This is a genomic window from Nocardia sp. NBC_00881 (assembly GCF_045207455.1).
Taxonomy (GTDB): Bacteria; Actinomycetota; Actinomycetes; order Mycobacteriales; family Mycobacteriaceae; genus Nocardia.
This window is the reverse complement of sequence record NZ_CP108798.1, coordinates 3,091,767-3,106,001: the sequence shown is the minus strand read 5'-3', so window position 1 is coordinate 3,106,001 and position 14,235 is coordinate 3,091,767. Positions and strand designations below refer to the sequence as shown.

The following is a 14,235-nucleotide window of genomic DNA, read 5'->3' as shown; positions in this document are numbered from 1 at the left end:
GGTCAGGTCGCGGCGGGAACGGGCAGGCCGACGCGGGCGACGATCCACGGCAGCGCCGAGGTGAACGCGGCCGAGGCGAATTGCCAGGTGTGGCCGCCCTGGCTGGTGTGGATGGTGCAGTCGATGCCGACCGCTTGTCCCGTGGCGCAGAGTTTCTCGGCGGCCCCGACCTCGCCGGTATCGGGAACTCCGTCGTGACCGCCCATGCCGGCGGTGTCGTCGTCGGCGACGGGCCCGTGATTGCCTCCTCGCGAGCGCTGCGGCGGAGTGAGGTCGTCGAACAGGCCCGCGATGCCGGTGTAGGGACCGTGGGCGGCCATGACGGTGAGCGGGTCGAAAACCGCCCACTGGGTGGTGTCACCGCCGAAGAGGCGGGAGACGGTCTGGTCCTTGGTGCCGGAGGACGGGCCGAGGTCGCCCGCGATATCGACGAACGTGTGGACCAGTTCGGGGTGCATAACGGCGAGGTCGACCGCGCATGTGCCGCCCATCGACCAGCCCACCACTGCCCACTGCGCAGGATCGGCGGAGGCGCCGAACTGGGATTCGATGTAGCCGGGCACATCCTTGGTCAGGTGATCGGCGGCGTCGCCGCGCGGACCGTTGACGCACTCGGTGTCGTTGTTGAAGCTTCCGCTGGAGTCGACGAAGACGAGGATCGGGGCGCGCCCGCCGTTCGCCTCGGTGAACCTGTCCACGGCGGGCATGATCTGGCCACTGCGGATCCAGTCGGCCGGGGTGTTGAACTCGCCGCCGATCATCATCACGACGGGCAACGCGGGCGGGGTCGGTCCGGCGAACCAGGCAGGCGGCAGGTACACGTACTCGGTACGGTGCGGAAAGTTGCTGCCGGAGTCGGGAATTCGCACCGGCACGACTCTGCCGTCGGCGACGGTGGTGTTCCGCAGGACGGGCAGCGCCGACATGTCGGTCTGGTTCGGCAGCGGGCCCGCGGTCAGCGCGCCCCACGCTGATTGCACGGTGGGGTAGTAGCCGACCCACTGGTTGAGCACAATCCCGGTGCTCAGCAGCGCGAGCGGAATGGCGAGGATCGCGACCCCGCGCCGCCACCAGTGCGTGCCGCGCCAGCCGAGGATCGCCACCCCCGACGCCGTGGCCGTGCCTCCGACACAGGCCCACAACAGGGCGGGCGCAGGGTCGGATGCCAGCCCCTCGTTCGTCACATACCATCTCGCGGCAAGCGCCCCCACGACGCCGACCAGCACGCACACCGGCAGCTGGATCAGCCACCACTTCCTGGTGCGCCGGGCGACGGCGAGCACTAGGAACAGCACGGCGAGCACCTCGACCATCAGCGGTAACCAGCCGTGTAACAGCGAGATCCCGTGATGAAAGGCGTTCTGATAGTTCAGATTCTGATTCGTTGGCGAAAGCTGCGGTGGAGCAGGAGTCGGAGGAGCGGCGAGTACGGGCACCTTGGCATTGTCGAGACACTTTCTCGAGACCCGCTGTGAATCGGCTCCAGCGAACCTGGGTGGAGGCTGTCCTCGCACGCCTGCCCGCACGGTTCTTGACTTGTCCATCGCGGCTGCGAGTAACAAGTGCGGGTGCGAAGAGCGCCCAGATGGCGGCGATGACGGATCCGACTTGTCGTGCCGCAGGCCGCGGTCGAGGCAGAATGCGGACATGACCGGACTTGTGCTCGTGCGCGGGGATATCACCGAACAGAAGGCCGACGCGGTGGTGAACGCGGCGAACTCGTCGCTGCTCGGAGGTGGGGGAGTCGACGGCGCGATTCATCGGCGTGGCGGACCCGAGATTCTCGCCGAATGTCGCCGACTGCGCGCATCGCGATACGGCAGGGGATTACCGACCGGAGCGGCGGTCGCGACCACGGCGGGTCGCTTGCCTGCCCGCTGGGTGATCCACACGGTCGGCCCGGTGTGGTCGGCTGCCGAGGACCGCTCGGCGCTACTGGCCTCGTGTTATCGGGAATCTCTTCGCGTGGCGGACGAATTGGGTGCGCGGACGGTCGCATTCCCGGCGATCTCCACCGGCATCTTCGGCTGGCCGATGGACGACGGTGCGCGGATCGCCGTCAACACGGTGTGTTCGACCGACTCGGCGGTGTCGGAGGTCAGCTTCGTCCTGTTCGACGAGTCCGCCTACGCCGCGTTCGCGCGGCAGGTTTCCGACAGCTGACTCGTGGTTCGCCTCGTCGGCGCAGGTTTTCGGCGCAGTCGGGTTTATCGGCGGTGCCACTGCGGCGATCAGGCGGGCTGTGCTGGTGCAGCGAGGTTCAGGCTGTGCTCGGCGGCGAACCACGAGGCGTCGTCGGCTTCGGTGTGGCACGGGTCGGGTCACCCGCCGTAGTCGGGCCCCGTGGTTGTGATCCGGCATGTCGGCGGACGCCAGAATCTGTCGGTGCCGGGTGGCATAGTCCGCGCCATGTCCTTCAGTACCCGTATCGAAGTCCGGGTTTCCGATCTGGATCCGCAGTTACATGTCACCGGTGCGGCCTACCATCAATTCGCCGACCACTCGCGATTCGCGTGCGTCCAGGCGGCGGGCGTTTCCGTCGACGAGCTGATCGCGTCGGGATTCGGGCCGGTCAACCTGGAGACGGTGATCAGTTTCCAGGTTGAACTACGTGGCGGCGATGCGGTAGACGTGTCGTGCACTTGGCGCTGGGGCGAGGGCAAGACCTACCGGGTCGAGCACGTCCTCACCCGTGCCGACGGCGTGGTCGCCGCGACCGTAACCAACGTCAGCGGTCTGCTCGACCTGGCATCGCGGCGACTGATCGCCGAACCGGCCCGCGAGTGGGCCGCCAGGGCGAGTTGCCCCGAGTTGCTCGGGCTACCGCACTGAGCGCGGGAAAGCCATCACGCACGGCTCTGCCGGCGCCGTGTCGCAGGAGCACGAAACACTAAGCCTCCGCTAAACTCTCGAACAGTTGTTCGTGTCCTGTGAGAGGGGTTTTCGTGCGGGTGATGGGCGTCGACCCCGGGCTCACCCGGTGCGGCCTCAGCATCGTCGAGGGCGGGCTGGGGCGGAAGGTCACCGCCCTGGACGTAGACGTGGTCCGTACCCCCGCGGGCATGGACTTGGCCCAACGCTTGCTCCAAGTCGCCGACGCCGCCGAGTACTGGATGGACACCCACAAACCAGGGGCCGTCGCGATCGAACGGGTCTTCGCCCAGCACAATGTCCGTACTGCCATGGGTACCGCACAGGCGGGAGGGGTGATCGCGCTCGCCGCGGCGCGCCGGGGCATCCCGGTGGCGTTCCACACCCCCAGCGAGGTGAAGGCGGCGGTCACCGGCAACGGCACCGCGGACAAGAAGCAGGTGACCGCCATGGTCACCCGCATCCTCGGTCTGCAGGCGGCACCGAAGCCCGCCGACGCGGCGGATGCGCTAGCGCTGGCCATCTGCCATTGTTGGCGGGCGCCGCTGCTGGAGCGGATGGCCGCGGCCGAGGCCAAGGCGGCCGCGGCGCAGCGGCGGTACAGGGAACGGCTTGCGGAACAGCGGAAGGCGGTGCACGGGTGATCGCGTCGGTACGCGGTGAGGTGCTGGAGATCGCACTCGACCATGCGGTGATCGAGGCGGCGGGCGTCGGTTACCGGCTCAACGCCACTCCGGCCACCCTCGGCGGACTCACCCGTGGTGCGGAGACCAGGCTCTTCACCGCGATGATTGTTCGCGAGGACTCGATGACGCTGTACGGCTTCGCCGACACCGAGGCTCGCGACCTGTTCGGTCTGCTGCAGACCGTCTCCGGCGTCGGCCCCCGCCTCGCGATGGCGGTGCTGGCCGTGCTGGAACCCGAAGCACTGCGCAAGGCGCTCGCCGAGAGCAACGTTGCCGCACTGACCAGGGTGCCCGGTGTCGGCAAGCGCGGCGCCGAGCGCATGGTGGTGGAACTGCGCGACAAGGTGAATCTCGTCCCGGTGCAGTCCGGTCCGCCCGGATCCGCTCCCGCGCCGGTGGTGACGCCGGTGCGCGATCAGGTGGTCGAGGCGCTCATCGGCCTCGGCTTCGCCGCCAAACAGGCCGAACAGGCGGTCGACGCCGTGCTGGCCGACCGGCCTGCCGCCGATACCTCCGCCGCCCTGCGGGCAGCGCTCGGCCTGCTCGGCAAGAACCGGTAAGGCGCTATGGAGTACGCAGAGGAACCTGCCGAATCGCAGGTGAGCGCAAGCTATTTGAAGTCCGATGGCGAGATCGAGGCGAGTCTGCGCCCGAAATCGATGGACGACTTCATCGGCCAGCCCCGAGTCCGAGAACAGCTCGCGCTGGTGCTGCGCGGCGCCAAACAGCGTGGCAGCACGCCGGATCACGTCCTGCTGTCCGGGCCGCCCGGCCTCGGGAAGACCAGCATGGCGATGATCATCGCCGCTGAACTCGGCACCGCGCTGCGACTCACATCGGGACCCGCGCTGGAACGGTCGGGCGACCTTGCCGCCATGCTCAGCAACCTGGTCGAGGGTGACGTGCTGTTCATCGATGAGATCCACCGCATCGCCCGCCCCGCCGAAGAGATGCTCTACCTGGCGATGGAAGATTTCCGGGTGGACGTGGTCGTCGGGAAAGGTCCCGGCGCCACCTCCATTCCGTTGGACATCGCGCCGTTCACCTTGGTCGGGGCCACTACCAGATCCGGAGCGCTGACCGGTCCACTGCGTGACCGCTTCGGATTCACCGGGCACATGGACTTCTACGAGGCCGGTGAGCTGCTGCGGATCCTGCAGCGTTCGGCGCACATCCTCGGCGTCGGCATGGACGAGGACGCGGCGGCCGAGATCGCGGGCCGTTCGCGCGGAACGCCCCGGATCGCCAACCGCCTGCTGCGCCGGGTCCGCGACTACGCGGAGGTCCGTGCCGACGGCCTGATCACCCGGCCCATCGCGCATGCCGCGCTCGAGGTCTACGACGTCGACGTCCTCGGCTTGGACCGTCTCGACCGCGCGGTCCTGGGCGCACTGGTCCGCAGTTTCGGTGGCGGGCCGGTCGGCGTGTCCACCCTCGCCGTCGCGGTGGGGGAGGAGGCCGCCACCGTCGAGGAGGTATGCGAACCGTTCCTGGTTCGCGCGGGCTTGGTCGCCCGCACGCCCCGCGGCCGCGTCGCCACCGCCGCCGCCTGGGAACACCTGGGCCTGATTCCACCATCCGACCTGGTCTTCGGCTCTATTGAAGTCCGCGGCCGCGAGCCTCAGCCCACCCTGGACCTCTTCGACTGACCGTTCTTCGTACCACCACGTTGCTCCTTACACCGTGCGTGGCAGCCCGCGACCGGTGCGAGTACGCATCAGCTGTGACGCGGGGGGCGACGGGTGCGTCGTAGCGCGGTGATGACTAGGTCCAGGAAGGCGTCGACCTCGTCTCGTTGGTAGCCGCGGGTTCCGAGGCGGGCGTCGGTGAAGTGGATGGAGCGGACGTCGGCGACGGTCAGGCTTCCCGGTCCGCCGTGCGCCAGGGTCGCGGCGACCAGATCGAGGAACGCGGTGACCTCTTCCTCGTGGTATCCGCGCCGCCCGACCGGGGCCGGGGTGAACCGCATCCGGCGCACGTCCTCGGGGGTGAGCAACGGGTGACCGTCGCCGCTCGCGGCGGGAACCGGCCGGTCGCCGTGCTGGCGGAACTCGAGTTCGATCCGTACCTGGTCGAGGTATTCGTCGACCTGGTCGGCGCGGTATCCGCGCTCTCCGGTGCCGGGTGCGTCGAAGGTGACGCGCCGCAGGTCGTCGGCGGCGAGGGCGCCCCGCCCGGCCAGTGTCGCGGCGACGAGATCGAGGAAAGCGTCCACCTCGTCCGCGTGGTAGCCGCGATGCCTGAGCGGTGGGCTCGCGAAACTGATCCGGCTCACATCCTCGGGTGTCACGCGCGACATTCTGTCAGGCTCGGTGCACCGGTCCGCTACTTTTCGAATTCCCTGGCCTTTGCGATGAGGGCGTGTCCTGGCCGACACGTTCCCTTGCCCTGGCTCCCAGGGCGGAGTCGGGGGCTTGCCGACGTGCTCAGTCTTTGCGGACTCCGTCGACGAGAAGGCGGCGGATCGCCTGGTTCAGCGCGGCGATCGCCGACTCGTCCGGGTCGCGCAGCGAGTGGACGATGCCCGCGATCAGCATGCCCGTCACTGCTCGCGCAGTGTTAGCGGTGTCCAGGTCGGCACGCAGATAGCCGAGTTCGACGCCGTGGTCGAGATATCCCGCGGTCAGCGTGTCGGCGGTGTCGAGCAGGCCGTAGAGCCGCTGGGTGAGCTCATCGTCGATGCCGGTGGCATGGAACAGCAGGAGCTGCGCCACCCGGCGGTCGGCGGTCAGGATTCCGGTGAGGGCGACACCGATGCGGTCGATCTGGGCGCGGTATTCGTCCAACGTGGTCGCGGCCTCGGGGGCGTTTTCGGTGCCGAGGGCATCGATGATGCGTGCGGCCAGGTCGTCGATGACGTGGTCGATGATGTCGCGCTTGTTGCTGAAGTAGCGGTAGAAGGTCCCGTGCCCGATGCCGATCTGGCCTGCGATGTCGGCGATACCGGTGGCGTGATAGCCCTTTTCCGCGAAACAGACGAAGGCAGTGTCGATGATCTCCCGGCGCAGTTCGGCTTTGCGTCGCTGCATGGCACTTCCTGCGGGCCGGGTCGCTCGTGGGGATGGCTTCGTCACCCGCACGATGATACATTCGTCGCAAACGGAATGATGTGTCATTCTGCGAGTTCGGTTCTACCAGGAGGTTCGGCGTGGCGCCTCAGTACGACGCGGTCGTGGTCGGTGCGGGATTCGGTGGCATGGGGGCCGGTATCGAGCTCGATCGGCTCGGCTCGAGCAACTACGTCATCCTCGAGCGGGAGGACGACCTCGGCGGCACCTGGCATGTCAACCATTACCCGGGTCTGGCGGTGGACATCGCCTCGGTCACCTACTCGTACTCGTTCGAGCCGAATCCGCACTGGTCGCGGTTGTTCGCGCCGGGCGCGGAACTGAAGAAGTATGCCGAGCACGTTGCCGCTAAGTACAACCTGCGCCGTCGAATGCGGTTCGGCACCGTCGTGGACGGCGCCCGCTGGGACGAAGAGCACCAGCAGTGGGTGGTCTCCGTCGCGGGAGGTGACACCCTCACCGGCCGATACCTGCTCACCGCGACGGGCTTCCTCTCCCAGCCCTACACCCCGCCGTTTCCCGGCATCGACTCGTTCGCGGGCAAGATCATCCACACCACAGCGTGGGCGGACGACGTCGACCTCACCGGCCGCAAGGCCGCGATTATCGGTACCGGTGCCACCGCCGTGCAGCTGGTGCCCGAGGTCGCCGAGAAGGCGCAGGCACTCACTGTCTTCCAGCGCACCCCGATCTGGGTGGTCCCGAAGATCGATACCGCCATTCCCGCCCCGGTGCGGACGCTGTTCGAGCGCGTCCCCGCCACGCAGAAGATCGCACGGCTGGTCAACACCAGCCTGCTCGAGGCCCTGATGGTGGTCGGCGTGCTGCACTTCAAGCAGGCCAAGCTGATGAACAAGGCCGCGGGCGTGCTGGCCAAGGCGCACCTACGGGCGTCGGTGCGGGACAAGGAGACTCGCAAGCAGCTCACGCCGCACTACGACTTCGGCTGCAAGCGGCCCACCTTCTCCAACCACTACTTCCCGACGTTCAACCAGTCGCACGTGCGGCTGGAGACGAACTCGATCGACCACATCGAGGCCGACGGCATCGTCACCGCCGACGGGCACCGGACCGAGATCGACACACTGATCCTGGCCACCGGCTTCAACCTGTGGGACGTGAACTTCCCGGCCATCGAGATCGTCGGCCGCGACGGAGTGAATCTCGGAAAGTTCTGGCGGGACAACCGCTTCCAGGCCTATGAGGGCATCACGGTGCCGAAGTTCCCGAACTTCCTCAGCCTCAACAGCCCGTACTCCTACAGCGGACTGTCCTACTTCACCACCATCGAAGCGCAGATGAAGCACATGGGCAGGCTCTTCGGTGAGTTGCGGCGCCGTGGCGAGACCACCTTCGAGGTGACCGAGCGGGCCAACGCCGAGTTCTTGGACCGCGTGACCGCCAAGCTCGGCTCCTCGGTCTTCTACGGAGGTGACTGCACCACCGCGCGCAGCTACTACTTCAACCCGCACGGCGAGGCGGCCCTGCTGCGTCCGACCAGCACCCTCAACGCCCACCGCGAAGCGGTCAGCTTCCCACTCGACGACTACGTCTACGGCACGACCGCCTGAGCGCACCGAGGAACCCTCACACACCGTCCGGCCGCCCGGAGAGGTTCCAGCGGCGATTCGGTGTGTGACGGGGCGTTGTAGCTGCGCAGCGGGCGTGCGGGTGTGGCGCCTGCGCGACGAACTGGCAGACTGTGTGGGTACTTGTCCATCCCACCCACAACACTAGGGACTGACTTCGACGATGGAACTTCTGTTTCCGCTGCTACTGGTAGCCCTGCTCGTGCCGATGTTCCTCGGTGTCCGCCGTCAGAAGCGGGAGGCCGAAAAGGTCTCGACCATGCAGGACAGCCTGAAGGTCGGCGACCAGGTCGTCACCACGTCGGGGCTGTACGGCACCGTGGTCGAACTCGATGACACCACGGTCGACCTCGAGATCGCCGAGGACGTGGTCACCACGTGGCTGCGCCAGGCCATCCGCGAGGTGCGCGCCGACGACGAGGTGAGTACCAACGACGAGGGGCGTGCCGACAACGAGGTGAGCGCCGAAGAGACCGGCACCGACGCCACCGGCTCGGACGCGACAGACGCCCTCGAGGAATCCGCCGAGCAGACCGAGACCCGGCTGACCAAGGACTGATTCTTTCGGTGTGCCTGCGCGCCGGATGTCGCCGCGGCTACCCGTCCGCGCACCCGGCGGCGTTGGTGCATGCCCGCCTGTTCCATCCTCGACTTTCCGCCTAGGAGATGACGTACTGTGCCACCTTCCCAGGGATCGGCGCACCCGCTCCGGCTGCTCGGTGTCTACGCCGCGCTGCTGGCTGTGGTCTATGCGCTGGTGTTCTTCACCGGTGACAAGTCCCCGACACCCAAGCTCGGCATCGACCTGCAGGGTGGTACCCGGGTCACGCTGTCGGCGCGCACACCGGACGGCAGCAAGCCGAGCCAGGACAGCCTGAAGAAGGCGCAGGAGATCATCGAGAACCGGGTCAACGGACTCGGTGTCTCCGGCTCCGAGGTCGTCATCGACGGCAGCAACATCGTGATCACCGTGCCTGGCGACGATGGGCAACAGGCGCGCGCGTTGGCGACCACCGCCAAGCTCTACATCCGCCCCGTGCTGCAGGCTGTGCCCGCGGCGGGCCGCGGCGCGACACCGCAGACAACGCCGGGCGCACAGCCTCCGCCGAGCACCGAGCCAGGTATGCCGGAGGCTCCGCAAACGGAGCAGACACCCGCTGCGCAGCAGCGCGTGTTCCCCGCGCAGGCGCCGACCCCGGCGCCCGATCCCAACCTCGCTCCCACCGAGGAGGCCACCAAGGAGATCCAGGCGGCCAAGGCGGTCCGGCAGAGCGCCGATCCGTCCGTGCAGCAGGCCGCGCTGGCCGCGCTGGACTGCGCCAAGGCCGATCCGCTCACGGGCAACGACGATCCATCCCTTCCGCTGGTGACCTGCTCGACCGACGGCGCCGAGGTGTTCCTGCTCGACAAGAGCCGCATCGACGGCCAAGAGATCAAGGACGCCAGTTCGGGCCTGAATCAACAGCAGGCCAGGCACGAGGTCTACCTGGAGTTCAAGTCCGGCGGTAGCGACGCGTGGGCCGCGCTCACCGGCGAGTACGTCTACAAGCGGGTCGCGTTCGTGCTCGACTCCAGGGTGGTCAGCGCGCCGGTCGTGCAGCAGGGCCCGCAGCAGGGTGGCCGCACTCAGATCTCGGGCAACTTCACCGCCACCACGGCGAAGGAGCTGGCGAACACGTTGAAGTACGGTTCGCTGCCGCTGTCGTTCCAGACCTCCGAGGCCGAGACGGTCTCCGCGACGTTGGGCCTGTCCTCGCTGAAGGCGGGTCTGCTCGCGGGGGCGATCGGCTTGGTCGTTGTGCTGCTCTACTGCCTGTTCTACTACCGAATGCTCGGGTTCGTCACTGGATTGTCGCTGGTGGCGTCCGGATTCGCGGTCTACGGCATCATGGTGCTGCTCGGCCGCTGGATCGGCTTCACCCTCGACCTCGCCGGTATCGCCGGTCTGATCATCGGCATAGGCATGACCGCGGACTCGTTCGTGGTTTTCTTCGAACGCATCAAGGACGAGATGCGCGAGGGCCGCAGCTTCCGTTCCGCCGCGCCCCGTGGCTGGCAGCGCGCGCGCCGCACCATCCTGTCGGGCAACGCGGTCAGTTTCATCGCCGCGGCGGTGCTCTACATCCTCGCGGTCGGCCAGGTGAAGGGCTTCGCGTTCACCCTCGGCCTCACCACCATCCTCGACGTAGTCGTGGTATTCCTGGTGACTTCGCCGCTGGTGCTGCTCGCCTCGCGGACCGCGTTCTGGTCCAAACCGTCGGTGAACGGCCTGGGAGCGATCCAGCAGATCGCCCGCGAGCGGAAGGCGGCCGAGGCCGCCCTCGGGAAGGCGTGAGGACGCGATGACCAACAGCCACACCACCTCGTCGCTCAGCAAGCCGAACGCGACCGAGATCACCGATGTGTTCGCGGCGGTCACCGACGCGGAACCGCCCAAGCACAGCTTCCTGAACCGGCTCTACACCGGCACCGGCGCTATCGATGTCATCGGCAAGCGGCGGATGTGGTACCTGATAACCGCCGCTATCGTGCTGATCTCGTTGGGCAGCATCATCTTCCGCGGATTCAACTTCGGCATCGACTTCGAGGGCGGTTCACGGATCCAGTTCCCGGCTGGGACAGCGACCACCGGTCAGGTCGAGGACGTCTACCGCGGGACCATCGGCACCGACCCGGTGTCCGTGCAGACCGTCGGCACCGGCGGCTCCGCCACCATGTTGATCCGATCGGAGGCCCTGAACCAGAACCAGGTGGAAGCGCTGAACAACGCGCTGTTCGCCAAGTTCCAGCCGAAGGACAAGATCGGCAACCCGAGCAGGGCCGCGATCAGTACCTCGGACGTCAGTGAGACGTGGGGGAGCCAGATCACCCGCAAAGCGCTCATCGCGCTCGCGGTGTTCCTCGTGCTCGTCGCGGTGTACATCGCGGTCCGATTCGAGCCGCACATGGCCATCGCGGCGCTCGCCGCGCTGGCCTTCGACGTCACCGTCACCGCGGGCGTGTACTCGATCGTCGGATTCGAGGTCAGCCCGGCGACGGTGATCGGCATTCTGACCATCCTCGGCTTCTCGCTCTACGACTCGGTCGTCGTGTTCGACAAGGTCGAGGAGAACACCCACGGCATCCTGCACCTGACTCGGCGCACCTACGGCGAGCAGGCCAACCTCGCGGTGAACCAGACGCTCATGCGCTCGATCAACACCGCGTTGATCGGCATCCTGCCGATCGTCGGCTTGATGGTGATCGCGGTGTGGATGCTCGGCGTCGGCACCCTCAAGGACCTGGCGCTGGTGCAGCTGGTCGGTCTGCTGATCGGCACGTACTCCTCGATCTTCTTCGCGACGCCGCTGCTGGTGTCGATCAAGGAGCGCTGGGGACCGGTGGCGGCGCACACCAAGAAGGTTCTGGCCAAGCGGGCCGGCGTGGCGGGCGCCCGCGCCGGGATCGCGGCCGAGCGTCGGGCGACCATGGCGTCGGGCCGGGACTTCGACGAGCCGCCGCGCAGGCAGCGCCCAGCCGGGCAGGCACCAAGGCCCGGCGCGCGACCGAGCGGGAAACGGCACAAGAAGCGGCACTGACAACAGGGCAAGGGGGTTCCATGCGACACCCAGGCAGGGCGGTACGACTGATCGGAGCGCTTGTTGCGGGCACCCTGGCCGCCGGGCTGGTGGTCGGCTGCTCCAGCAAGAACCAGGTGCCGTCCATCGGCTACGCGATCGACGCCACCATCGCCACCTACAACGGTGGCAGCACGCTCGGGGCGAGTTCTGGATCCGACGCGGTCTTCGCGCGCGTGCTGACCGGCTTCTTCTACACCGGGCCGGATGGCCAGCAGGTCGCCGATACCGACCTCGGCACCGCGAAAGAGGTGCCCGGCGAGGCACAGACCATCCAGTACCGCCTCAACCCGGACGGCGTGTACTCAGACGGCGTGCCCACCTCGTGCGACGACCTGGTGCTCGCCTGGGCTGCTCGCAGCGGGCGATTCACCAAACCCGGTGAGCGCGGTACCGTTCCGCTCTTCGACGCCGCGAGCACCGCGGGCTACGCCGACATCGAGCGGGTCGACTGCCAGCCTGGCTCGCGGGATGCCACCGTGGTGTTCCGGCCCGATCGGCATTACCTGGCGTGGCGCAATCTGTTCACGGCAGGCGAGCTGATGCCCGCGCATGTCGCCGCGCGGGTGGCGAACGTTCCCAATGTGGTGTCCGCCTTGCAGTCCGGTGATCCGAACGCCGTCGGCAGGCTCGCCGAGTTCTGGAATACCGGCTGGGCCATCCCGGCCGGCGGCGATCTGGATCTGTCCCGGTTCCCGTCGTCGGGGCCCTACCGGGTCGAATCCTTCAGCCAGGAGGACGGATTGGTGCTGGTCGCCAACGAGCGCTGGTGGGGAAACAAGCCGGCGACCGGTCGGATCGTGGTGTGGCCCAAGACCGTCGACCTGAAGCAGAAGATCGGCGACAGCGCCGTCGGTGTGGTCGATGTCGGCGCGGGATCGGTGAAAGACCTGAATCTGAACAGGTTTTCGGTGAAGACCGTGCCCGGCCGTGGCGTCGAGCAGCTGGTGCTCGCGACCGGGGGGGTGTTCGGTTCGCGCGACGCGCGACGCGCGTTCGCGTTATGCCTGCCGCGGCAGGCTTTGTTCGACAAGCTCGGCAAGGTGCCGGACGCGCCGAAGGCAGGGCTCGGCGCCGGCCCGCTGAACGCGCATATCGTGCAACAGGATTCGCTCTTCTACCCGGCGGTCATAGGGGCGGCGGACAAGTTCTCCGGTGGCGACGTGCCCGCCGCGACCAAGGCGATCGCCACCTCCGGTGCGCCGAACCCGACCGTACGAATCGGCTACCTGCGTCCGGACGATCGCCGCGCGCAGACCGTCTCGATGATCGCCGATGCCTGCAAACCGGCAGGTATCACCGTGGTGGACGCCGGGGCGCCCGATTTCACCCCGGCTCAGCTCACCGAGGGCAAGGTCGACGCGGTCCTGGGCAGCACCGCGTCGGCGCCTGGTCCGGCGGGATCGATGGGTGGTGTTGCCGCGACCAGCGCGTTGCGCACCGGTAGCGGGCTCAATGTCGGGCGGTTCGGCAACGGCCGTTACGATGCCATCACCGATCAGCTTGCGGCCGACGACAACTCGACCACACAGCTGAATCTGCTCACCGATGCCGAGAACCTGCTGTGGGCGGAGCTGCCGAGCATTCCGTTGTTCGCCACCCCGCGCCTCATCGCTTTCGGGACGGGGCTGCGAAATGGGATCGCAGGTCCCACCCAGGCGGGGTCCGGCTGGAATATGGACCGGTGGGTGCTCGAGCGGTGACAGACGGTGTGGGTGATGTGATCATGGAGAGGTGTCGATGAGCAAGCACGCGGCGATCGAGTCCGAAGACATAACCGCCGAACGGTCCACCAAGGCCGCGGAGTTGGTCGATCGCCTGACCCGCTGGCACGATGACTTCCCCACACCCGGGGTCCGTTTCGCCGATCTCACCCCTGTGCTCGCCGACCCCGAGGGCTTCCGGGCGGTCATCGACTGCCTGGCCGCGTGCGCGCCCGACGCCGACGTGGTGGCGGGCATCGACGCTCGCGGTTTCCTGCTCGGAGCGGGCGTCGCCGCGACCCTCGGCACCGGCGTCCTCGCGATCCGCAAAGCGGGCAAGCTTCCGCCACCGGTGATCAGCCGGGAATACAGCCTCGAGTACGGCACCGCCGCCCTCGAGATCCCCGCGGACGGCATAGATCTGCAGGGCCGCCGCGTCCTGCTGCTGGACGACGTTCTCGCCACCGGCGGCACCCTCGCCGCCGCCGCCGAGCTCTTCAAGCAGGCGGGCGCCGAGGTCGCCGCCGCCGCGGTGGTGCTGGAGCTCACCTTTCTCGACGGGCGGGTGCGGCAGGGAGACTACCCGCTGACCTCGATCGTGCAGATCTGAGCGCTGGTTCCCGAGGGTTCCGCACAGGACGGCGAGAGCGACTCCTGAGCGGTTCTGTGTCGGTCGTGAGTCGAAGCCACGCGGCAAGCCG

General features: G+C 67.8%; 14 protein-coding genes. 11 read left to right on the top strand and 3 right to left on the bottom strand.

The features are described from left to right. Positions 1-2 precede the first annotated feature (2 nt). A complete protein-coding gene (locus OH799_RS12455; RefSeq protein WP_406279604.1) occupies positions 3-1,436 on the bottom strand; it encodes an alpha/beta hydrolase in 1,434 nt (477 codons plus the stop codon). 211 nt (positions 1,437-1,647) lie between these two features. Here OH799_RS12455 and OH799_RS12450 point away from each other — a divergent pair, with 211 nt between their 5' ends. The 5 genes from OH799_RS12450 to ruvB all read left to right on the top strand — a co-directional run bounded on the left by OH799_RS12450 (position 1,648) and on the right by ruvB (position 5,206). After that, positions 1,648-2,163, top strand: a complete 516-nt coding sequence (locus OH799_RS12450; protein ID WP_406279601.1) for an O-acetyl-ADP-ribose deacetylase — start codon at positions 1,648-1,650, stop codon at positions 2,161-2,163. Between the two features lie 246 nt (positions 2,164-2,409). Beyond that, positions 2,410-2,832, top strand: coding sequence for an acyl-CoA thioesterase (locus tag OH799_RS12445; protein ID WP_406279598.1), 423 nt, complete (start codon positions 2,410-2,412; stop codon positions 2,830-2,832). A gap of 113 nt (positions 2,833-2,945) precedes the next feature. Further along, on the top strand, positions 2,946-3,515 hold the full coding sequence (gene ruvC / locus OH799_RS12440; protein ID WP_357261130.1) for a crossover junction endodeoxyribonuclease RuvC: 570 nt from the start codon (positions 2,946-2,948) through the stop codon (positions 3,513-3,515). Further along, positions 3,512-4,117: a Holliday junction branch migration protein RuvA gene (gene ruvA / locus OH799_RS12435; RefSeq protein WP_357261133.1), complete on the top strand. Its 606-nt coding sequence runs from the start codon at positions 3,512-3,514 to the stop codon at positions 4,115-4,117. Before ruvC ends, ruvA begins: the two co-directional genes overlap by 4 nt. 6 nt (positions 4,118-4,123) lie before the next feature. Further along, positions 4,124-5,206 (top strand): Holliday junction branch migration DNA helicase RuvB, encoded by a 1,083-nt coding sequence (gene ruvB / locus OH799_RS12430; protein ID WP_406279594.1) that lies wholly within the window; start codon positions 4,124-4,126, stop codon positions 5,204-5,206. A 68-nt stretch (positions 5,207-5,274) separates the two neighbouring features. Here ruvB and OH799_RS12425 read toward each other — a convergent pair whose 3' ends face one another. Both OH799_RS12425 and OH799_RS12420 read right to left on the bottom strand, forming a co-directional pair. Next, on the bottom strand, positions 5,275-5,856 hold the full coding sequence (locus OH799_RS12425; protein ID WP_406279591.1) for a DivIVA domain-containing protein: 582 nt from the start codon (positions 5,854-5,856) through the stop codon (positions 5,275-5,277). 127 nt (positions 5,857-5,983) lie between these two features. Then, on the bottom strand, positions 5,984-6,586 hold the full coding sequence (locus tag OH799_RS12420) for a TetR/AcrR family transcriptional regulator (protein WP_406279588.1): 603 nt from the start codon (positions 6,584-6,586) through the stop codon (positions 5,984-5,986). A 119-nt stretch (positions 6,587-6,705) separates the two neighbouring features. Here OH799_RS12420 and OH799_RS12415 point away from each other — a divergent pair, with 119 nt between their 5' ends. The 6 genes from OH799_RS12415 (at position 6,706) to OH799_RS12390 (ending at position 14,144) form a co-directional block, all read left to right on the top strand. After that, the gene (locus tag OH799_RS12415) at positions 6,706-8,196 is read left to right on the top strand and encodes a flavin-containing monooxygenase (RefSeq protein WP_406279585.1); all 1,491 of its coding nucleotides are present in this window, start codon (positions 6,706-6,708) and stop codon (positions 8,194-8,196) included. 181 nt (positions 8,197-8,377) lie between these two features. Next, positions 8,378-8,773, top strand: a complete 396-nt coding sequence (yajC, locus tag OH799_RS12410; RefSeq protein ID WP_406279582.1) for a preprotein translocase subunit YajC — start codon at positions 8,378-8,380, stop codon at positions 8,771-8,773. Between the two features lie 117 nt (positions 8,774-8,890). Next, positions 8,891-10,549, top strand: a complete 1,659-nt coding sequence (secD, locus tag OH799_RS12405) for a protein translocase subunit SecD (protein ID WP_406279579.1) — start codon at positions 8,891-8,893, stop codon at positions 10,547-10,549. A gap of 7 nt (positions 10,550-10,556) precedes the next feature. Beyond that, positions 10,557-11,792, top strand: coding sequence for a protein translocase subunit SecF (secF, locus tag OH799_RS12400; RefSeq protein ID WP_406279576.1), 1,236 nt, complete (start codon positions 10,557-10,559; stop codon positions 11,790-11,792). A 20-nt stretch (positions 11,793-11,812) separates the two neighbouring features. Next, the gene (locus tag OH799_RS12395) at positions 11,813-13,534 is read left to right on the top strand and encodes an ABC transporter substrate-binding protein (RefSeq protein ID WP_406279573.1); all 1,722 of its coding nucleotides are present in this window, start codon (positions 11,813-11,815) and stop codon (positions 13,532-13,534) included. Positions 13,535-13,571: 37 nt separating this feature from the next. Then, entirely contained in the window at positions 13,572-14,144 is a 573-nt protein-coding gene (locus OH799_RS12390; RefSeq protein WP_406279570.1) for an adenine phosphoribosyltransferase, read from the top strand. Positions 14,145-14,235: the final 91 nt, after the last annotated feature.

Bases quoted from the DNA above. Each gene is read 5' to 3' on its own strand.
- OH799_RS12450 (WP_406279601.1), top strand. From the start codon at position 1,648: ATGACCGGACTTGTGCTCGTGCGCGGGGATATCACCGAACAGAAGGCC.
- OH799_RS12445 (WP_406279598.1), top strand. From the start codon at position 2,410: ATGTCCTTCAGTACCCGTATCGAAGTCCGGGTTTCCGATCTGGATCCG.
- ruvB (WP_406279594.1), top strand. From the start codon at position 4,124: ATGGAGTACGCAGAGGAACCTGCCGAATCGCAGGTGAGCGCAAGCTAT.
- OH799_RS12425 (WP_406279591.1), bottom strand. From the start codon at position 5,856: ATGTCGCGCGTGACACCCGAGGATGTGAGCCGGATCAGTTTCGCGAGC.
- OH799_RS12420 (WP_406279588.1), bottom strand. From the start codon at position 6,586: ATGCAGCGACGCAAAGCCGAACTGCGCCGGGAGATCATCGACACTGCC.
- yajC (WP_406279582.1), top strand. From the start codon at position 8,378: ATGGAACTTCTGTTTCCGCTGCTACTGGTAGCCCTGCTCGTGCCGATG.
- secF (WP_406279576.1), top strand. From the start codon at position 10,557: ATGACCAACAGCCACACCACCTCGTCGCTCAGCAAGCCGAACGCGACC.
- OH799_RS12395 (WP_406279573.1), top strand. From the start codon at position 11,813: ATGCGACACCCAGGCAGGGCGGTACGACTGATCGGAGCGCTTGTTGCG.
- OH799_RS12390 (WP_406279570.1), top strand. From the start codon at position 13,572: ATGAGCAAGCACGCGGCGATCGAGTCCGAAGACATAACCGCCGAACGG.